The sequence below is a fragment of the Dermacoccus sp. MPR-E5 genome (genome assembly GCF_058809565.1).
Genome location: NZ_JBXASS010000010.1, coordinates 76673 through 96836, shown reverse-complemented (window position 1 = coordinate 96836; position 20164 = coordinate 76673). Strand labels below are relative to the sequence as shown.

The following is a 20164-nucleotide window of genomic DNA, read 5'->3' as shown; positions in this document are numbered from 1 at the left end:
CTAGCGGCGCCGCCATGCGCGACGACGACGCGTCGCATGCGGTGCGACGTCGGCGCCCAGCTCGCTCGCGAGATCGCGCACGGCGGCGAGGTACGGTGCGCCATCAGCGCCCTCGAGCAGGGTTCCGCGCAGCACCGCGGCGTCCAGCGCATCGCGCACGTCGGGCAGCACCGCCACGGGTCGCACACCGAGGAAGCGTTCCAACGCGTCCGCGACGACCGACGAGGCGCTCCCGCCGACCGCTCGTTCGCGGGCCTTCGACACGACGACGCGGACGTCGTCGTGCAGGTCGATGATCGCCGGCGCGTGTTGCACGAACCGTTGCAGCGAGACAGGGTCGCAGCCGGCGAGCGCGACGACGTGGTCGGCGCGCGCGAACGCCTCACTCGAGACCCCGACCCGGGAGGGAGCGACGGTGTCGAACAGCAGGCTCTCGTCGGCCTCGACCTCGGCCGCCACGTCGATGACGACCCAGCGGTAGTGCTGGGCGGCGAGATCGAGGACGCGGCCGAGGTGAAATCGGGTCAGCTCGTGCCAGCGCCCGGAATGCCCTATGCCGGTGAGCACGTCGAAGCCGGGCGTGACGTGCGCGGCGATGGAACGTAACTGGTGCAGGTTGAGGGTGCCCGCATCGACGAGACGCGCGGCCGCGAGCACGCCGGGTGCCTCGTCGAGCAGCCCGAGATGCGCCGAGCAGGACGGCGCGACTGTGTCGGCGTCGACGAGCAGCGTCGGCCCGCTCTCGCTCAGGGCCTGCGCGAGATGGGTGGCGCACGTCGTGCGCCCCGGAGCGCCGGGCGGGCCCCACACGACGACGGTGGTGCTCGTCGGCGATGACGCGGCCGCTGCGCCGTCATCGGGCCCGTCGGTGGCCAGGCTCGTCTCGGCCTGTTCTGCGGCGGCCGAGAGCTCGTGCTCGGCGGGGCCGGTGTGCGCGAGGGTCTCGAAGGCCTGCTCCAGCTCGCCCGATCCGACGACGTGGGTCCGTCGCAGGGACCACGCCTCGCACTGGCGAGCGTCCAGAGCGGATGTGGCTGAGACGACACCGAGCACCGACGCACCCCGCACGGTCAGTTCCGCGACGACGCTGCCGTTCATGCCCGGGAAATCAGGGCTGATCGCGGCGACGGTGACGGCGCCCGACTCGGCGGCGCTGAGTAGTTCGGTGACATCGGCGCAGCGCCGCACGAGGGTCGCGTCCTCGACGGAGGCGAGCTCCTCGGCGAACCGCGCCTCGAGACGCGCCGAGATCGCGGTCGCGACGGTGCACACCGTCATCGTCGTCACGAGCGGGCCGCCGAGTCGAGCGGCACCAGCGTGATGCGCGCGCCCGAGTTGACGGCATCGATCATTGCCGGCAACGACTCGCGCGGGACGAGGATCTCGACGGGCGAGCCGTCGGCGACGGCGACGACACCGCCGCTGCGCGAACCGACGTGCGACACCAGGGCCCGCTCGACGCTCTGGTGCGGCTTGTCGAAGCCGGTCGAGCCGGCGCCCTCCTTCTTGTCCGAAACCCAGACCTCGACGTCCCCGCCGGCGCGGATGACGTCGGCCTGCCCGCGCTCGACGTTGACCGACAGGGCGCGAACCGTCACACCGGAGGCGTCCCCGACGGCGTTCTTCGGCACGAGCTCCCCGGCCCCGACGGCGCGCTGGACGACGCCGCCCGGCTGGGTCGCGCTCGACAGGTACTGCCCGCCGCGATCGTCGAGACGAACCCTCGTCGGCACGAGGTCGGACGAGGTGAGGCGCTGACCAGGCACGAGGGCGCTCTTCGCACTCCACACCTGCACCGAATCGTCGAACGAGCCGATGACACGCAACGTGCCGAGCACGCCGAGGGCGAGCAGCACGATGCCTACGACCCAGCGCACGTCCTTCATGCCGGTCGGCACGAACCGCCGCGCCGCCTGCGCCCCCGGCGAGACGTCCTTCAACCTGCGTACCCCACGCTCACCCACGATGTTCCTCCTCGTTCGTCCACAGCCGAGATCCATCGTCACGCGGGCGAGCGGGCCCGACGCCTAGAATGATCGTCAGGTTTTGGTAAGAATCTCCGCACCCGTCGAAAGGCACCCCATGGCGCAGCGCTTCGTCCAGATCGCCGACGTGGCGGAGACCCTCAACGTCTCGGCGCGGCAGGTCTACGGACTCGTCAAGTCGGGTGAGCTGCCGGCGATCAAGATCAACAACCAGTGGCGCGTCGAGGCAGCCGAGGTGGAGCGCTACATCGAACGCGCCTACGCCGCAACGCGATCCGCCGTCGCCGCCGGCGGAATGGGCGAGGACTTCTGAGGGCTCGACGTTCGTCCACGCGCGCCTGACTACCTGCTCGGGGGGCCGGCGTGAGGTGTGAACTCAGTCAGCGGCAGCGGCTCAGCGTCCGCTGGCGTTGACGTCGATCCACGCGAGATGCGCGAGCGGGAGCACGAGACTCGCCGCGCCGCGCGCAGGGGTGAGGACGACGTGATCGGCGCTCACCGCGTCGATCGTCCCGACGATCGTCTGCCCGGCGAGGCGATGCCACGCGAGAGGGGCACGTGAACGCGCCACGGCACGCAGCACGCTGCTCCATCCGCGTCCGATCGACGAACCGTCGGCCGCGACGTGGGGGCGCCCCAACCCGCTGACGCAGGCGATGGCATTGACGGGCACGAGACGGAGCCCGGCACGCACGAGGTCGTCGACACCGTGCACCGCATGCACGCCGTCACGATCGAGAGCGAGCCAACCCTCCCCCACGTCGACGAGGTGCCCGCGCAGGGTCTCGTCGCCGACGCTCAGGGCGACGACACTGCCGATCCCGGCGCGCAGCCGGTCGACCAGCGTGACGCCGGCGTGCTCGACGCGCACGCTCTCAGCGACCTCTGCCCGCGCCTCGGCACGTTCCTGTGCCTCCTGGGCAGCCTCGAGGTCGGCCAGCAATCGCTCCATTCGCATGGCTCGACGCTAGAGCAGCGAGGAGCTCGGACGGGCGAAAAAAGTTTTTCATCTTCCACGCCCCCACTCGACACGATGTGCCATTACATTGCATTCATCGACATCACACGTCACTGAACGTCATCGTTCGTCATGGATGTTGATCGGCTGCGACACGAGTCGCGCCGAGGCGCATGACGCGACGACGAAGGCGGAACGCGATGATCACGACGACCAGGGCGAGCACCTCGAACCCCTCGAACACACCCGTCACGCCGCAGCAGCTGAGGAGCGCCGGCATCCTGGCGGGCCTCAGCGCACCGCTGCTCGCGGCAGCAGCCGTGGCCGTCGCCGTCACGACCCGACGGGCGCTGCCCGGGCCCGGCGCGACGAGCGAGGACGTCATCGGCGTCGCCGCGGGCGCCGTCCTCACGCTCGCGCTGGCCCGCCTGGCGTGGCTCAGTCTTCGCTCTGCCCTCGACCTGCGGTGCGAGGCGCGGCTGCTCGTGGCGGGCGACCTCGAGTGTGGCCGATCGGCGCTCGACCGAGTTCAGGTCTGCGATTCGCGCTCTGTCGTGGCGCGCTCTGCACGACTAACGGCGGACTCGACGAGGTCGAGAACCCGCACGGCGAGTCTGTTCCTCGCTGTCGCGGCACTCATCACCGTCGGCGCGCAGTCGGCCGGGGCCGCCGAACCCGCGCCGCGCCCGTCGTTCTCCGTCTCGGCCGAGGTGATGCCGCCCGCCTCGGCCTCTGTCACCGACGCAGCGGCCCCTTCCGGGACGGTCTCGCCAGCGGCCGCCACTCCCTCGGGCGCGGCACCTGCGTCTGGCACAACCAGCTCGCACGGGCCCGAGCGCGAGGCCCCCGACGTCGACGCCCCGGACTTCGAAAACCCCGACCTCGACGCCCCTGACCTCGACTCCCCCGCGTTCGGTTTCCCAGCGTCCGAGTCGGCCCCGTCCGAGGCACGCACATCCGACTCGGCCACGTCCTACACGCCCCAGCCAGCGGTGCCGCGTCCCGGCTGGACGCCGGATCCGTTCAGTACCTCGAACGAGCTGTCCGCCATCGTGCTGGGCACGCCGCGCGGTTCAGGCACGGCCGCAGAACACAGGACGCACGTCGTCGTGCGCGGCGACACGCTGTGGAGCATCGCGGCGTCCTACCTCGCCCCGGGCGCACCAGCGGAAGACGTCGCGGCGTCCCTGCCGGGCTGGCTCGAGTCCAACCCGCTGCTGCGGCTCGATCCGGACACGATCGAGGTCGGCCAGCAGCTCACCCTTCCTGCGTCCTTCGTCTCGACCACCTCAGCGTTCGGAGCCCACCGATGACCACCCTCACCCTCGAACGAGCGAGCGTCGCGCCCCCGCGCGCGGCCCACGAAATGCCGCGTGAACTCGATCTGCACGAGATCGGCGGGTTGCTCGACGGCTCGCTGCGCGTCGCCGACGTGCCGGCCATCAGCGCGCGCCTCGCGGTCGACGTCAGCCGCGAGCGCCTGCCGCACCGCGGCGAGCACGACGAGATCTTCGGCCCGCAGCACACGGCGACGTCCGCGTTGCCGGACGCACGGGTGTGGACGCAGCGCTTCGCCCTGGCGCTCGTCGAGGCTCTGGCGGGGCGTCGCTCACCGACGCAGCTCACGCCGCACACGAACACGGACGTGCTGGCGCGCATCCAGCGACGCCACCGCACGACACTGCGTCGCGGTGCCGCGCCCGGACCGACGGGCGTGCGGCGCGTTCAGGTGTGCCAGCCGTGCGACGGCGTCGTCGAAGCGGCCGTCGTCGCCCGCGTCAACGGCCGTGCGACGCCGATCGCCCTGCGCCTCAACGGGGTCGACGGGCGCTGGCAGGTCACCGTCCTCGAGCTGATCTGAGCGTGTCCGCGCCTCAGCGCTTGCGCTTCTTGCCGCCCTTGCTCTTGCGGCTGCGCGCTGCGGAGCGACGCTGTTCGCGCGACATCTGCTCCTCGTCGTCCATGACGTGCCCGTCCTTGGCGACGACGTGATCCTCCGCGAGGCCCTCCTCGTTGGGCGCCGTGAAGTGCAGCTGCTCCTGCTTGGGTGCGGGCGTGGATGCCTCGACCTCGGCGGGGTCGACGTCGACGTGGAAGAACAGCTGCGTGGACTCCTCCTTGATCGACTCCGTCATCGCCTCGAACATCTGGAAGCCCTCGCGCTGGTACTCGACGAGCGGGTCGCGCTGAGCCATCTGCCGCAGGTGGATGCCCTCCTTGAGGTAGTCCATCTCGTACAGGTGCTCGCGCCACTGGCGGTCGAGGACGGTGAGCACCACGCGTCGTTCGACCTCGCGCGCAACGCTCGAACCGAGGAAGGCGACGCGGTCGTCGAACGCGTGCTGCGCATCGGAGCGCAGTTCCTCGCCGAGGATCTCCGGCGTGATGCCGGCGCGCCCGCCGAGCTCCGCCTCGAGCTCCTCGAGGCCGATCGTGATCGGGTAGAGCTCCTCGAGCGCGCCCCAGAGTCGTTCGAGATCCCAGTGCTCGGAGAAGCCGTCCGCGGTCGCCGTCGCGACGTACGTGTCGATCGTGTCGTTGATGAAGTGACGCATCTGTCCGTCGATGTCGCCCTCGAGCACGCGCTTGCGCTCGGCGTAGATCGTCTCGCGCTGACGGTTGAGCACGTCGTCGTACTTGAGGACGTTCTTGCGGATCTCGAAGTTCTGGCTCTCGACCTGGCCCTGGGCGGACTGGATCGAGCGCGAGACGATCTTGTTCTCGATCGGCTGGTCGTCGTCCATGCCGGAGCCCGACATGAACCGGTCGACGAGCGCCGCGTTGAACAGGCGCATGAGGTCGTCCTGCAGCGACAGGTAGAAACGCGACTCACCGGGGTCGCCCTGGCGACCGGAGCGTCCGCGCAGCTGATTGTCGATGCGGCGCGACTCGTGACGCTCGGTGCCGAGGACGTACAGGCCGCCGAGCTCCTTCACCTCGTCGTGCTCGGCCTTGACCGCGGCCTCCGCCTTCGCGAGGGCCTCGTCCCAGCTCGCCTCGTACTCCTCGGGCGTCTCCTCCGGGTCGAGGCCCCGCTGCTTGAGCGCGGCGACGGCCATGAACTCGGGGTTGCCACCGAGCATGATGTCGGTGCCTCGACCGGCCATGTTGGTCGCCACGGTGACGCCGCCCTTGCGCCCGGCCTGCGCGACGATGGCGGCCTCGCGCTCGTGGTGCTTCGCATTGAGCACCTCGTGCGCGACGCCCTTCTTGCGAAGCAGCTCCGACAGGCGCTCCGACTTCTCGACGCTCGTCGTACCCACGAGGACTGGCTGGCCCTTGCGGTGACGCTCGGCGATGTCGTCGGTGACGGCACGGAACTTCGCGTCCTCGGTGCGGTAGATGCGGTCGGGCTGGTCGACGCGCTGCGGCGGGTTGTTCGTCGGGATCGTGACGACACCCAACTTGTAGATCTGGTACAGCTCGGCGGCCTCGGTCTGGGCCGTACCCGTCATGCCCGACAGCTTGTCGTACATGCGGAAGTAGTTCTGCAGCGTCACCGTCGCGAGCGTCTGGTTCTCGTTCTGGATCTCGACGCCTTCCTTGGCCTCGATCGCCTGGTGCACACCCTCGTTGTAGCGACGTCCGGCGAGCATGCGGCCGGTGTGCTCGTCGACGATGAGGATCTCGCCGTTCATCGCGACGTAGTCCTTGTCGCGCTTGAACAGTTCCTTCGCCTTGATGGCGTTGTTGAGGTAGCCGATGAGCGGCGAGTTCTGCGCCTCGTAGAGGTTCTCGATGCCGAGCAGGTCCTCGACCTTCTCGATGCCCGGCTCGAGCAGGCCAACGGTCTTCTTCTTCTCGTCGATCTCGTAGTCGCCCGGCTTCGTGATCTTGCCGTCCTTGCCCTTCTCCGCGCGCGTCAGGTGCTCGACGATCGAGGCGAACTCGACGTACCACTTCGTCGCCGCGTCGGCCGGGCCGGAGATGATGAGCGGCGTGCGTGCCTCGTCGATGAGGATCGAGTCGACCTCGTCGACGATGGCGAAGTTGTGGCCGCGCTGCACGAGCTCGTCCGTCGACCAGGCCATGTTGTCGCGCAGGTAGTCGAAGCCGAACTCGTTGTTCGTGCCGTACGTGATGTCCTTGTTGTACTCGTCTCGGCGCTGCGCCGGCGTCATCGACGACAGGATGCAGCCCGTCTCGAGCCCGAGCGCCCGGTGCACGCGGCCCATGAGCTCGGACTGGTACTCGGCGAGGTAGTCGTTGACGGTGACGACGTGGACGCCCTTGCCTTCGATCGCGTTGAGGTAGCTCGGCAGTGTCGCGACGAGCGTCTTGCCCTCACCGGTGCGCATCTCGGCGACGTTGCCCATGTGCAGCGCGGCACCACCCATGATCTGCACGTCGAAGTGACGCTTGCCGATCGTGCGCTTGCTCGCCTCGCGCACGGCGGCGAACGCCTCGGGCAGGATCTGATCGAGGCTCTGCCCGTCCGCGAGTCGCTTGCGGAACCGGTCGGTCTCCTCGCGCAGTTCGGCGTCGGTGAGCTTTTCGAAATCCTCTTCGACGATGTTCACCTGAGCGGCGATCGCCTCGAGCTTCTTGAGCGTTCGTCCTTCGCCGGCGCGCAGAACACGTTCGACAACCTTGGGCACGCGAGACTCCGTAAATCGTTGATCGATCACCTCGGGCGACGGGCCGTTCTCACGGCCCCTCACGCGAGGTGGCGCCCGACGCGCGGGCACAGTTCCCCTAAGAGTAATGGGTGAGCGGCGGCGCCGCCCAGTCAGAGTCCGCTGGGTCCGGTGCGTCTGCGGTTGCCTGTTCCCCCGGCGCCTGACGCAGCAGCGCGCGCGCCTCGGCGCGCGAGGACACCCCGAGCGTGCGATAGATCCGGGCAAGGTGGTTGCGCACGGTGTTCTCCGACAGGAAGAGCGTCGCGGCGATGCTGCGGTTCGAGCGGCCACGAGCCACAAGGTCGAGCACCTCGCGTTCGCGCGCGGACAGGGCGTACGTCGGGTGGGGCGCCCGGGCGAGGGCGCATGCCACCGCCCACACCTGAGCCGCTCGCTCGGGCGCCACGTACGGCTCGTCGGCACGCAACATCCGGGCGAGCGCCGCTTCGTCGAGTGGCGTGGGCACCTCGGCGAGCACACCGTGAACACCGCAGCGGATGGCGGTGGCGAGGATGTCGTCGTCCTCGGTGACGACGAGCAGGTGCTCGGGGGTGGCGTGTTCGAGCTGGGCGAGCAGCTCCGCGGCGCTGCGCGGCGCACACCACCGCCACGGCACCTGGCCGCCGGTGATGACGCCGACATCAGGTCGGCGACCCCTGAGAACGTCGCGCGGCGCGCCGGCGACGTTCATCGCTCGAGCCTGTTGGACGAGAGCGCTCGCGTGCACGAACCCGACCCCATGGAGGCGTCAGGGCGCGTTCGCCGGGCGGCGGGAGGTCCGTGACGCACCCGCCGCCCGGCGTCATCGGGCGCGCTGCTCAGGCTGTCTCCTCCAGCGTGTCCGGTGCTTCGTCGACGACGTCGAGGTGGATCACTCCATAGCTCCACCCACGGCGGCGGTAGACGAGGCTCGGACGACCGCTGCTCTTGTCCTGGTAGAGGTAGAAGTCGTGGCCGACGAGTTCCATCTCGCGCAGGGCCTCGTCGACGTCCATGGGCGCGCTCGCGTGCACCTTCTCGCGCAGCTGCACCGGGCAGTCCGGATCCTCACCGAGCTGGGCGGCCTCCGGCGCGTCGTCGCGCGTGTCGGGCATGATCTCGAGCACCGGCAGATCCGCCGTCGCCTCCGCGACGGACATCGTGCGGTGCTGGCCGCGCTGGATACGACGACGGTCGTGCTGGCGGCGCAATCGCTCACCGAGCTTTCCCATGACGAGGTCGAGGGCCGCGTATTCCTCGTCGGCCGATGCCTCCGCGCGCACGACGGACCGCTTCGAGCGGCACGTCACCTCGACGCGGTAGGCCTCCTTGGCGCGGCGCGGGTTCGGCTCGTACGTGATGACGACGTCGCAGCGCATGACGCGCGGGTCGAGCTGCGGAACCTTGGCCAGCTTGTCCTCGACGTGTCGCGCGAGGCGGGCAGGAACCTCGATGTGTCGGCCGGTCACGGTGATCTCCATGGAAATCGACTCCTCGGATCGAGAGAAACTTCGGTGAGAAATCGGCCCCGTCAGCCCGGCTGCAGGCGTCGGGAGCCGCTTCGTGCGCGCCACCACCTCCTGCGGGGATGCTGTTCGATGTTCTCCAACCTAACCCCCCATCGACGCCCGGGGAAGGGTTCGTGAACGGTGGATTCCGGCCGCCCCCGCTGCGGGCGCCGGCGGGGTGTGATCGTCCCGCGGTCAGCCTGCCGAGCGGGCGTTCGGCTCGTGCGGCGTCGCCGCGAGCGCCGCGACGGCGACGACCCGCACGCCCGCTCGTTGCAGCGTCGCGTGCGCCGCGGCGAGCGTCGCGCCGCTCGTCACGACGTCGTCGAACAGGACGACGCGCGCGCCGGCGCGAACGAGACGCTCCGCCGTCCGCGGCTCGATCCTGAAGGCCCCTTCGACGTTGCGGCGTCGCTCGGCGAGAGTCAGCCGCGCCTGATCCACGACGCCCCGATCGCGGTGCCGCAGCAGGCTCCGTCCGCTGACGAGGCTGGTGCCCCGACACACGGCGTCGCACAGTTCGCCCAACGGAAAGCGTCCCCGCTCACGGTAGGCCGCGGCCCGGGACGGAATGGGCACGAGGACGAGTGGCCCGGCGCCGGCCGATGGCCCCGTGCCCAGCGCGGCATCTTCGAGTGTGGCGTCGGTGAGTGCGCGAGCGAGCGAGCGGCGCGCGAGGCGCACGAGGACGTCGAGGCCGTCGCTGCGGCCACGATCCTTGAACGCCGTGATGGCCTCGCGCAACGGCCCGTCGAACGCCGCAGCGACGGCGACGTCGAGTTCGGGGGCGTGATGGGCTCGCACCGTGAACGCTTCACGGCACAGACCGGCGTCGCACGTCGCGCACCAGCTCGGGCCCCATGCGCCGCAGCCGAGACAGTTCGACGGCCACGCCAGATCGACGACGTCACGCAGCGCGCCCCTCACCCACGCGACCGGCGGCGTGAGCCGGGCGCCGACGTCGCGAGACTGGCGGGGCACACCCGCCATGATGCCGCCCGCGCGACGACGTCACCACCGACACGCGCTCGCCCCTGTGGACGAGGGTGCGCCGCAGCGCTCCCCCGGGCCACAGCCGTCACCGGTTGTGGACGACGGAGTCTCGGCCCACGCTGCCCTGCGCGCTTTCGACCACCTCATCCAGAGCGACGAGCACGTTCGGCGGGCGCCGAACGACGGCGTCCCAAGCGGAGACGGGTGTCAGGATCGCGGGGCGATGAGGTCGCCCCGGGTGAGGAAACTGCTCCACGAGGAGCCCTGGCGCGTGAAGACGGTGTTCGCGTCGGTTCGCACGAACAGGCCGCTTCGCCCGTCGAGAGTAGACACGAGGCTGCTCGCGCCCGTGACGCCGCCGAGGGGCACCGGGGCGTCGTCGAGCGGCACGAGGGTCGGTTGCAGGAGACCGTCGCTCGTGCCGAGGACGGCGAGGGACGTGCCGTCCGCCCACACGACGTCCTTGACGTCGTGCACGCCCGGCGCGATGTCGTGCGCCGGGCCGAGGGAGACAGGTCGACCGCGCTCGTCGCGTTCGACGGCTGCGACGACGGCGCGCGCGTCGTCGCCGTCACGGATGGTGAGAGCGACGCGGGAGCCCTCGGGCGACACGCTGAGCGACGTGACGGAGGACGCGCCGAGCCACGGGACGTCGAGGGCTGTGGGTGTTCGCGTCGGCGAGGTCGACGTCGTGTCGAGCGCCCACAGCGCGGCGCTCGAGGTGTCGCCTGTCCTCTTCGACCTGGACGCCTGCGACGACGGTGTTGATGCCGACGACGTGCGGCCTGCCACCCACAACCATCCGGAGCTGTCGAACGCGGGACGCACGAGCTGGTTTCCGAGATCGGGGACGGTGACGTCGGTGCCGTTGAGCCAGCGTCGTACCGACGTGCGGTCCTTCGAGATCGCCGCGATCTGCCGCCCGCCCTGGCCGGCGGCGAGCAACGACCAGTCGGCCGGCACCGCGGGCAGCACGGGGCGTCCCTGCGCCGCGCGGGCGTCGGTGCCCGAGACGGAGTCGTTCGCCCGGGCGTGCGTCCAGGCGAGGTAGGCGCCACTGCGGGAGATGACCTCGTCGAGGCTGTCGGCGGTGATCGAGTAGCCGACCTGGCTCGGGTCGCTCACCTGCGCAGGCAGGTTGTCGGTCTCCAGGCGCGCCCCGCCGACGCGCACCGAGACCGAGCGCACCTCCGGCGCCTGCATGACGGTCGCCGTCACCGACGCCCACAGCGCGGCGCGCGCGGGGTTGTCGGCAGCACTCGCGCGGCTGGAGAGCGCGACGTCCGCCTCGCCGTCGCGCACGGGCACGGCGTCGACGGCGAGCGCCGTCCCCGTCGGCAGGCTCGTCGCGATGGCGGGGCGCAGCCACTGCGGTGGGGCGGAGAGCGCCGCGCGCGCGAGCGCCGTCGCGAGACCCTGGCGCGGCAGCAGGCGCGGGTCGGGTACGAGCGAGCGTCCGTAGGCGGCCGGGTAGTACACGTTGACGCGGCTGAACAGGCGCGCGACGTCCGTGCTGCTGATCCACACGCCCGGCCCGTCGGGCACCTGGCTGAGGCGCCATCCCCCGGCCGTGGAACTCACCGTGAAGCGCAGGTCGCGGCGGGTCGTCGACGGTTGGCGCACGAGGTGGCCATCGGCGTCGATCGTCGCGACGACGGGGACGCTGAGACGCACCGTCGTCGTGTCGGGGCGGGTGGCCGTGATGTCGCTGTCGCCCGCGAAGACGGTGACGGCGGTGCCCGGTTTCCAGCGACGGCTCGCGTCGCCGGTGAGGAAGGTGCGGGCAGCCTGGTAGTCGTCGTGCGCGGACATCTGGGCGCGCAGGAAACCAGTCGCGATCTGGCGCGGATCGTCGTAGGCCGACGCCGTCAGCGGCTCGACGGCGAGCGGTTCGCTGTCGTCCTTCGCGTCGACGGCCTTGCCCGGCGCGACGCTCGACGTCGAGGGCAACCCGACGCACCCGGCGGTCGCGAACACGCTCGCCGCGGCAGCCACGGCCACCAGGGCGCGCGGCGGCCTGCGTCGCGGGCTCATCGTGGGTCCTCGGCGTCGACGGCGCCCTCACCGTCGATGACCTGGGGCAGCGCGTTCGAGCGCTTCTTCGCATCGATCGCGACCGGGTAGCCCGACGCGAGGCGTGCCCCGCCGTCGGAGGTGCGCATCGTGCCGCTCGAGATCTGTTTCGTCCTCGCGGTGAGGCCGGGCTGCAGCGGGCCCGGACTCGCGGCGATGGCGACGCCCTGCACGCGCGGCAGCGTCAACCGGAAGCAGGAGCCCTCGCCGGGTGCGCCCCACGCCTCGAGAAAACCGTCGTGCAGGCGGGCGTCCTCGAGAGAGATCGACAATCCGAGGCCCGTGCCGCCCGTCGTGCGGGCGCGGGCGGGGTCGGCGCGCCAGAACCGGTCGAAGACCTTGTCCGCCTCGCCCTCCTTGAGTCCGATGCCGTAGTCGCGGACGCTGACGCTGACGGCAGTCGAGTTGGCGCGCAACGTCACGACGACGGGCTGGCCCTGGCCGTGCTCGATGGCGTTGGCGACGAGGTTGCGCAGGATGCGCTCGACGCGGCGGCGGTCGACGTCGATCGTGACGTCGTTCGGCGCGTCGAGCACGAGGCGGCAGCCGAGCTTGTCGGCGAGCTGCGCGTGCATGTCGTTCACCTCGGCGCACAGCTGGCGCATCGACGTGGGTGTGCGGCTCAGCACGGCGCCGCCGGCGTCGAATCGGCTGATCTCGAGCAGGTCCGCGAGCAGCGACTCGAAGCGGTCGAGCTCCTTCGACAGCAGTTCGGAAGAACGCGCGACGTGCGCCGCGAAGTCGCCGCGTGAGTCGTGGATCATGTCGGCGGCCATGCGGATCGTCGTCAGCGGTGTGCGCAGTTCGTGCGAGACGTCGGAGGTGAAGCGTTGCTGCAGGTGCGACAGGTCCTCGAGCTGGCCGATCTGACGTTGCAGGCTCGAGGCCATGGCGTTGAAGCTCGTCGCGAGGCGCGCGATGTCGTCCTCTCCGCGCACCGGCATGCGTTCGTCGAGGTTGCCGGCGGCGAGGCGCTCGGAGACGTGCGCGGCGGAGCGGACGGGCGTCACGACGAGGCGCGTCGCGAGGTAGGCGCAGGCGCCGAGGAGCAGGATGAGCGCGAGGCCGCCGGCGGCGAACGAGGTGCGCACGATGCTGAGCGAGTCGGCTTCCTTGTCCATCGGGAAGATGAGATACAGGTCGTACGCGCCGGCGTTGGGGATGCTGACGCGTGAGCCGACCATGACGGCGGGGATGTGGCGGCCGGTCGCGTCGAGGGAGACGATCTTCCTCTGCTGATGCGCGGGGTCGCGGGCGAGGGCGCCGCGCACGTCGGCGGGTGGGGTGAAGCCGCGCGCACGGGCCGTCGCGACGAGGGGGATGCCGGGGCGCGTGTTGTCGCTGGCGCGCATGAGGATGACGAGGCGCGCGGAGTCGTCGAGGGGGCTTGCGATGCGTTGCACGGAGTCACGCGAGAGGTTGTAGAGCGTCGTCATGTCGGTCTTGTCGGTCGCGTCGAACGCGCTCTGGACGTCAGCGGTCTCGCTCAGCGCGATCTGTTGCGCGGACGCGGTCTTGCTGCGCACGAGCCCGTCGGCGATGCCCTGGTACATGAGGGATCCGACGGCGATGACGACGGTGAGGCCCATGAGCATCGTCAGGCTGATGACGCGCACGTGCAGGCTACGTCGCCAGCTGCGCACGCAGAACGCGACGAGGCGCCCGATTGCGCGGCGGGACGCGTCGTAGGCGCGTCGTAGGACGCTGCGGGGTGCCTCAGGTGGCGGGTGTGCTGGCACCGGCCTTGTATCCCACACCTCGCACGGTCACGACGATCTCGGGCTTCTCCGGGTCCTTCTCGACCTTGGCGCGCAGGCGCTGGACGTGCACGTTGACGAGGCGCGTGTCGGCGGCGTGGCGGTAACCCCAGACCTGTTCCAGCAACACTTCGCGACTGAACACCTGCCATGGCTTGCGGGCGAGGGCGAGCAGGAGGTCGAACTCAAGGGGAGTGAGGGAGATCGGGGTGCCGTCGCGGGTGACGGAGTGGGCGGCGAGGTCGATCGTCAGGTCGCCGATGGTGACGGTTTCGGGTTCGGCGTCGCCGCGGCGCAGACGGGCGCGGACGCGGGCGACGAGTTCGGCGGGTTTGAAGGGCTTGTTGACGTAGTCGTCGGCGCCTGCTTCGAGGCCGGCGACGACGTCGAGGGTGTCGGTGCGGGCGGTCAGCATGACGATGGGGACGTCGGATTCGGCGCGGATGGCGCGGCACACTTCGACGCCGTTCTTGCCGGGCAGCATGACGTCGAGCAGGACGAGGTCGGGTTTCGCGTCGCGGAACGTGGCGAGCGCTGACGTGCCGTCGCCGCAGTGGGTGACGTGGTAGCCCTCGCCGCGCAGAACGATGCCGAGCATCTCGGCGAGTGCCGGGTCGTCGTCGACTATCAGCACACGGTTCATCACGTGGGGGCCCCTTCCTTCGTGCGGCGCGTGCGCCCGGTGGGGCGCCGTCCTCGGCTCATTGTCACACATGCCCGCGGGCCCACCCCGGACCTCTTCGCGCGTCCTGCCGTCCCCGGGACGTTCGTCCCCACTCTGCCTGCGCGTGCGTTCTGTCTGACCGAATGTGGACGTGATTCGCACAGGTGGGCGAGATTCGCGAATGTGACCGTAAATGGCAGGTGTGCACACCCCGCGCCCACGGTTGAAACGGCGACAGCCACGCGGGCCGTACCACGTCGCAACGTGGACGGCCCGCGTGTCGCAGTGAGACGGGCCCGCCAGGGCCCGGCCACAAGACGCGCCAGAGAGAATCAAGCCGTAACGCGCCGAGACTGGACCGGCGAGCTTGCGAGCCGGCCAGCATCGGCACGTTCCGGATCCTGCGGGCCGTACCACGTCGCAACGTGGACGGCCCGCGTGTCGCAGTGAGACGGGCCCGCCAGGGCCCGGCCACAAGAAGCGCCAGAGAGAATCAAGCCGTAGCACTCCCGCTACTGACGCGCGCTTGCGCGCGGTCAGTAGCGGTAGTGCTCCGGCTTGTACGGGCCGGCAACGTCCACGCCGATGTATTCGGCTTGGTCCTTGCGCAGTTCGGTGAGTTCGACGCCGAGGGCGTTGAGGTGGGCGCGGGCGACCTTTTCGTCGAGGTGCTTGGGGAGCGTCTTGACGAGGGGTTTGCCGTTGTCGGTGTAGGCGTTGCCGTTGGTCCACAGTTCGATCTGGGCGATCGTCTGGTTGGCGAACGAGTTGGACATGACGAAGCTGGGGTGGCCGGTGGCGTTGCCGAGGTTCATGAGGCGGCCTTCGGACAGCACGATGATGGAGCGTTCGTCGTCGGCGCCCTTGTCGAACGTCCATTCGTGGACCTGCGGCTTGATCTCGACCTTTTCGATGCCGGGGATCTTGGCGAGGCCGGCCATGTCGATCTCGTTGTCGAAGTGGCCGATGTTGGACACGATGGCCTTGTTCTTCATGCGTGCCATGTGGTCGGCGGTGATGATGTCGAAGTTGCCGGTCGTCGTGACGAAGATGTCGCCGTACTCGCAGGCCTTGTCCATCGTCGTCACCTGGAAGCCTTCCATCGCGGCCTGGAGCGCGCAGATGGGGTCGATCTCGGTGATGACGACGCGGGCGCCCTGTCCGGCGAGGGCGGCGGCGACGCCCTTGCCCACGTCCCCGTATCCGGCGACGACGGCAACCTTGCCGCCGATGAGCACGTCGGTGGCGCGGTTGAGGCCGTCGATGACGGAGTGGCGGGTGCCGTACTTGTTGTCGAACTTCGACTTCGTCACGGAGTCGTTGACGTTGATCGCCGGGAACAGCAGTTCTCCCGCGCGCGCGAGTTCGTAGAGGCGGTGCACGCCGGTGGTCGTCTCCTCGGTGACGCCCTTGATGCGCTCGCCGACCTTCGTCCACTTCTGCGGGTCGTCGGCCATCGTGGAGCGCACGAGGGCCTTGAAGACGCTGAACTCCTCGGAGTCGGCTTCGGTGGTGGGCGGCACCTGGGCGGCCTTCTCCCACTCGGTGCCCTTGTGCACGAGCATCGTGGCGTCGCCGCCGTCGTCGAGGATCATGTTGGGGGCGTCGTCACCGGACCAGGTGAGGATCTCGTTCGTGCAGGCCCAGTACTCCTCGAGGCTCTCGCCCTTCCAGGCGAACACGGGGACGCCCTTCGGGTCCTCGGGCGTGCCGTCGGGGCCGACGACGACGGCGGCGGCCGCGGCGTCGTCCGTCGAGTAGATGTTGCAGCTCGCCCAGCGGACCTCGGCGCCGAGCGCCGTCAGGGTCTCGATCAGGACGGCCGTCTGGACGGTCATGTGCAGCGAGCCGGCGATCTTGGCGCCGGCGAGCGGCTGCGACTCGGCGTATTCCTCGCGCAGGCTCATGAGGCCGGGCATCTCGTGCTCGGCGAGGCGCAGCTGGTGGCGGCCGGCCTCGGCGAGGCTGATGTCGCGGATCTTGTAGTCGAAGGACATGGGGATGTCGTTCCCTTCGGTTGTCGAATGACGTTCTCGATCAGGCGTCGCCGGCGCGCCCCTCTGGGCTGCTTCGCGCATGTGTCATCACCCACGCCGAACGCGTGCTCGTCAGTCTATCCGCCATCACTGACAGGCCGCCCGGGGCGCCGCATCGCTCAGTGCGCGGCGGCCACCTCGCCGCTGCGGCGGGCGAGCGCGGGCGTCACGAGGGCGACGAGGACGAGACCGACGAGGACGCCGACGATGGCGCTGATGAGGGTGTTCGTCAGCCAGGCGAGCACTCCCCCGAGCGCTCCGGTGGCGTCGGCCACGGCGTGCTCGACGTGGTGGACGGCGTCGTACGGCGCGTGCCAGCCCAGTTCGGCGGAGTTCGCCAGCAGGATGTGCCCACCGACCCACAGCATCGCCACGACGCCCAGCGTCGACAGGAACGACATCACCTTGGGCATCGCTGCCACGAGTCCACGGCCGAGCTTCTCGTTCTTGCCCGACTCGACGAGGTGCAGGCCCACGTCGTCCATCTTGACGATCAGTGCGACGACGCCATAGACGAGCGCGGTGATGAGGAACGCGACGACGATGAGGACGATGGTGCGGGTGAGGAAGGGTTCGTGATCGACGGTCTGCAGCGAGATGACCATGATCTCGGTCGACAGGATGAGGTCGGTGCGGACGGCCTCGGCGATGACCTTGTTCTCGTCGACGGACTCGGTGGCGACGTCCTCGGCCAGGTGCTCGGCCGGGGTCTCCTCGCGGTGGGCGCGGCGGTGCGCGAGGGCGTGATGGATCTTCTCCGCGCCCTCGTAGGACAGGTAGAGGCCACCGAGGATGAGCAGGATCGTCACCGCGATGGGCAAGAACTGTGACAGCACGAGGATGACGGGCAGGATGATGAGCAGCTTGTTGCGGATCGAGCCCTTCGCGATCTTCGCGATGATCGGCAGCTCGCGTTCCGCGGCGAGACCCTGCACGTAGCGCGGCGTCACGGCCGTGTCGTCGACGACGACGCCCACGGCCTGCGTGCTCGCCTTGCCGGCAGCGGCGGCGACGTCGTCGACGGACGCCGCAGCCATGCGCGCGAGCGCGGCAACGTCGTCGAGCAGTGCGAACAGTCCGCCCGCCATCAGCGCACCTGCGCGCTTCGGTGCGACGGCGGCATGGCGTCAGGCCTCGGGTGCGGAGCGGCGGGCATCATGCGCACAGCCTAGAGAAACCTGGGAGGCTCACGAAATACGCTGAGGGAAGCTATCGACTCCGAGCTTCAGCCCTCGATGCGCGTCGCACCGTGCTGGGTGGAGCCGCCGTCGTTCACCCGCTCGTCGGGCAGGTCGGTGTGCACCGCGGACGAGCGGTGCCCGATACGGCTGCCGACGCGCCCGAGGTCGATGTCGGGTTCGAGGTACATGAGCAACTGCATGTCGGGCTTCGCGGCACGTGCCGCCTGTTCAGCCATGTCGATGGCGTGGGCGATCTCCTCACCCGTGTCGCTCTTGTCGACGGCGAACTTGACGGCGACGAGCAACTCCTCGGGGCCGAGGTGGCTCGTCTTCATGTGGATGACGCGGTTCACGCCGTCCGCCGACTCGATGGCACGTCGGATGTCGCGCACCGTCTCGGGGGTCGCCGCCTCGCCGAGGAGCATGGACTTCGTCTCACGGAACAGGAAGATCGCGACGAGGATGAGCAGGATGCCGATGAGGCCGGCGCCCACGGCGTCCCAGATGCCGTTCTGCGTGACGAGGGCGAGCGAGATGCCGACGAGGGCGAAGACGAGACCGGTGACGGCCGCCGAGTCCTCGCACAGGAGCACAGGCAACTCGGGGCTCTTCGCCGACTTGAGGAACTGCCCCCAGCTCTGTTCGCCCTTCTGCTCGCGTGCCTCCTTGACCGCCGTCATGAGGGAACGGCCCTCCATGAGGATCGCCAGCACGAGCACGACGATCGGCACCCACCACCAGGCCTCGTCCGTCGACGGCTGCTTCGCGCCGGGCTCGCGCATCTGATGGAACTTCTCGTATGCCTCGAACAGCGAGAACAGGCCACCGAGGGAGAACACGATGATGCTGACGACGAAGCCAGCGAGGTAACGCTCACGCCCGTAACCGAACGGGTGATCCTCGTCCGCGTCCTTCTGGGCCTTCTTGCCGCCGATGAGCAGGAGGATCTGGTTGCCCGAATCGGCGGCGGAGTGGATGCCCTCGGCGAGCATCGAACTCATGCCGGTGAGCAACCACGCGATGATCTTCGTGACGGCGATGCCCAGATTGGCCGCCAGCGCGGCGAAGATCGCCGTGTTGTTGCCGCTGTGCCCGCCCGATCCGGTTTCCTTCTCGTCACTCATGACCCCGAGAATAGGTGGCGCCTCTCGCGCCGCCAACCGCGACGGCGCCGTCACACTCCCTCGATCCAGCGAAGGACCCGCCGTGCCGACTCTGCTCTACCTCAGCGAATCCGACGTCCGGGCAGCGTTCACGGCAGACGTCGCGCACGCCTCGCAGCACGCGGCGTTCACCGCGCTCGGACGCGGAGGAGCGCTGCTGCCCGCACGTCTGCTGCTGCCGGGGCGCGGCGACGACGTCGCGTTCTGCTACGCCGCGCGGGCCGAGGCGAGCGCACCGGCCGTCAGCAAGTTCGGTTCGGTACACGCCGGCAACGTCGGCGCGGGGCTGCCCGCGGTGCACGCGCTCGTCACGGTGCTCGACCCGACGACAGGTGTGCCGACGTGCGTCATGGCCGGCACGACGCTGACGACACGCCGCACGGCGGCAGCGAGCGCCGTCGCGATGGAGGCGTTGTGGTCGCCTGACTCGAGCGGGCGCGACGACGTCGGTGAGGCCGACGGCGCAGGTGTCGGTGCCCGGGACGGCACCGGTGTTCATGTCGCGATCGTCGGGAGCGGCGTGCAGGCCGAGGCGCACGCGCACGCGTTGTGCGCGGTCGGCGGTGAGCACACGGTGGGTCGCATCCGGCTCGCGGCGCGCAACCGCGCGAGTGCCGACGAGTTGGTCGCGCGCTGGCATACGACGAAACCCGAGGGCGCACCCGACATGGAACTCGTCGACACGGTCGAGCAGGCGTGCGCGGACGCCGACGTCATCGCGGTGTGCACGACGTCGACGACGCCCGTGCTCGAGGCGACCTGGGTGCGTGACGGCGCCCTCGTCATCTCTGTGGGCTCGTTCAGCGCCGAGCGATCCGAGGTGCCGAGCGACCTCGTCGCTCAGGCACGCGTCGTCGTCGACGACCGCGAGACGGCACTGGCCGACAACGGGTGCGTCGTCGCGGCCCTCATGGCCGGGGTGCTCGAGACCGGCAGCGTCGAGACGCTCGGCGAGGTGCTCGTGCGCGACGCCGCACATGCCGATGACGATGACGCAGAACGTCACGTCTGGAACGACGACTCCTCGAACAACGGCGTCACCAACCACGGCACCGCCGACAGCGACGCAGGCGCCCACGGTGAGCGTCGCCCGCGCGTGACGCTCTACGCCTCGGTCGGGATCGGGTTGCAGGACGCTGCCGCGGCCGTCGCGGTACAGGAGGCCGCCCAGCGCGCCGGGGTCGGGACGCCGCTGCCGCTCTGACATCGCTGCCAGGGCTCACTCGCCGTCGCACCCCGGGGTTCATT

The 20164-nt window shown here is 70.0% G+C and carries 17 protein-coding genes; 4 read left to right on the top strand and 13 right to left on the bottom strand.

What is annotated here, in order from left to right; translation table 11 throughout:
- Positions 1-1287, bottom strand: a complete 1287-nt coding sequence (locus tag AC1RS9_RS09425) for a CpaE/TadZ family protein (protein ID WP_062258536.1) — start codon at positions 1285-1287, stop codon at positions 1-3.
- Entirely contained in the window at positions 1284-1964 is a 681-nt protein-coding gene (locus AC1RS9_RS09420; protein WP_006945788.1) for an SAF domain-containing protein, read from the bottom strand. The genes AC1RS9_RS09425 and AC1RS9_RS09420 overlap by 4 nt, the downstream gene beginning before the upstream one ends.
- A 118-nt stretch (positions 1965-2082) precedes the next feature.
- Between AC1RS9_RS09420 and AC1RS9_RS09415 the strand changes: the two genes are divergently transcribed.
- Complete coding sequence (locus AC1RS9_RS09415) at positions 2083-2298, top strand: helix-turn-helix domain-containing protein (RefSeq protein WP_006945776.1); 216 nt, start codon at positions 2083-2085, stop codon at positions 2296-2298.
- A gap of 81 nt (positions 2299-2379) precedes the next feature.
- On the opposite strand, the gene AC1RS9_RS09410 is transcribed toward AC1RS9_RS09415, so the two are convergent.
- Positions 2380-2943 (bottom strand): hypothetical protein, encoded by a 564-nt coding sequence (locus tag AC1RS9_RS09410; RefSeq protein WP_144694594.1) that lies wholly within the window; start codon positions 2941-2943, stop codon positions 2380-2382.
- 200 nt (positions 2944-3143) lie between these two features.
- Here AC1RS9_RS09410 and AC1RS9_RS09405 point away from each other — a divergent pair, with 200 nt between their 5' ends.
- Positions 3144-4256, top strand: coding sequence for a LysM peptidoglycan-binding domain-containing protein (locus AC1RS9_RS09405; RefSeq protein WP_144694596.1), 1113 nt, complete (start codon positions 3144-3146; stop codon positions 4254-4256).
- Positions 4253-4804: an Rv3235 family protein gene (locus AC1RS9_RS09400; protein WP_074040679.1), complete on the top strand. Its 552-nt coding sequence runs from the start codon at positions 4253-4255 to the stop codon at positions 4802-4804. The genes AC1RS9_RS09405 and AC1RS9_RS09400 overlap by 4 nt, the downstream gene beginning before the upstream one ends.
- A 13-nt stretch (positions 4805-4817) precedes the next feature.
- Here AC1RS9_RS09400 and secA read toward each other — a convergent pair whose 3' ends face one another.
- From secA to AC1RS9_RS09350, 10 genes are all read right to left on the bottom strand, one after another.
- Complete coding sequence (secA, locus tag AC1RS9_RS09395; protein ID WP_144694598.1) at positions 4818-7541, bottom strand: preprotein translocase subunit SecA; 2724 nt, start codon at positions 7539-7541, stop codon at positions 4818-4820.
- A gap of 97 nt (positions 7542-7638) precedes the next feature.
- Positions 7639-8253 (bottom strand): helix-turn-helix transcriptional regulator, encoded by a 615-nt coding sequence (locus AC1RS9_RS09390; protein ID WP_006945783.1) that lies wholly within the window; start codon positions 8251-8253, stop codon positions 7639-7641.
- Positions 8254-8380: 127 nt separating this feature from the next.
- Complete coding sequence (hpf, locus tag AC1RS9_RS09385; protein ID WP_006945780.1) at positions 8381-9022, bottom strand: ribosome hibernation-promoting factor, HPF/YfiA family; 642 nt, start codon at positions 9020-9022, stop codon at positions 8381-8383.
- A 222-nt stretch (positions 9023-9244) separates the two neighbouring features.
- A complete protein-coding gene (locus AC1RS9_RS09380) occupies positions 9245-10030 on the bottom strand; it encodes a ComF family protein (RefSeq protein WP_170957153.1) in 786 nt (261 codons plus the stop codon).
- 219 nt (positions 10031-10249) lie between these two features.
- Positions 10250-12076: an LpqB family beta-propeller domain-containing protein gene (locus AC1RS9_RS09375; RefSeq protein ID WP_136788095.1), complete on the bottom strand. Its 1827-nt coding sequence runs from the start codon at positions 12074-12076 to the stop codon at positions 10250-10252.
- Positions 12073-13854 carry an MtrAB system histidine kinase MtrB gene (gene mtrB, locus AC1RS9_RS09370; protein ID WP_006944423.1) on the bottom strand — a complete coding sequence of 594 codons (1782 nt, stop codon included), beginning with the start codon at positions 13852-13854 and terminating at the stop codon, positions 12073-12075. Before mtrB ends, AC1RS9_RS09375 begins: the two co-directional genes overlap by 4 nt.
- On the bottom strand, positions 13832-14518 hold the full coding sequence (gene mtrA, locus AC1RS9_RS09365; RefSeq protein ID WP_006944431.1) for an MtrAB system response regulator MtrA: 687 nt from the start codon (positions 14516-14518) through the stop codon (positions 13832-13834). The genes mtrB and mtrA overlap by 23 nt, the downstream gene beginning before the upstream one ends.
- Before the next feature lie 554 nt (positions 14519-15072).
- A complete protein-coding gene (gene ahcY / locus AC1RS9_RS09360) occupies positions 15073-16533 on the bottom strand; it encodes an adenosylhomocysteinase (RefSeq protein ID WP_006944420.1) in 1461 nt (486 codons plus the stop codon).
- Positions 16534-16691: 158 nt separating this feature from the next.
- Positions 16692-17660, bottom strand: coding sequence for a DUF808 domain-containing protein (locus AC1RS9_RS09355; protein WP_006944429.1), 969 nt, complete (start codon positions 17658-17660; stop codon positions 16692-16694).
- Between the two features lie 137 nt (positions 17661-17797).
- Positions 17798-18877 carry a cation diffusion facilitator family transporter gene (locus tag AC1RS9_RS09350; RefSeq protein ID WP_050786464.1) on the bottom strand — a complete coding sequence of 360 codons (1080 nt, stop codon included), beginning with the start codon at positions 18875-18877 and terminating at the stop codon, positions 17798-17800.
- An 82-nt stretch (positions 18878-18959) separates the two neighbouring features.
- On the opposite strand from AC1RS9_RS09350, the gene AC1RS9_RS09345 reads away from it, so the two are divergent.
- Positions 18960-20120: a hypothetical protein gene (locus AC1RS9_RS09345; RefSeq protein WP_492921247.1), complete on the top strand. Its 1161-nt coding sequence runs from the start codon at positions 18960-18962 to the stop codon at positions 20118-20120.
- The last annotated feature ends 44 nt before the right edge of the window (positions 20121-20164 follow it).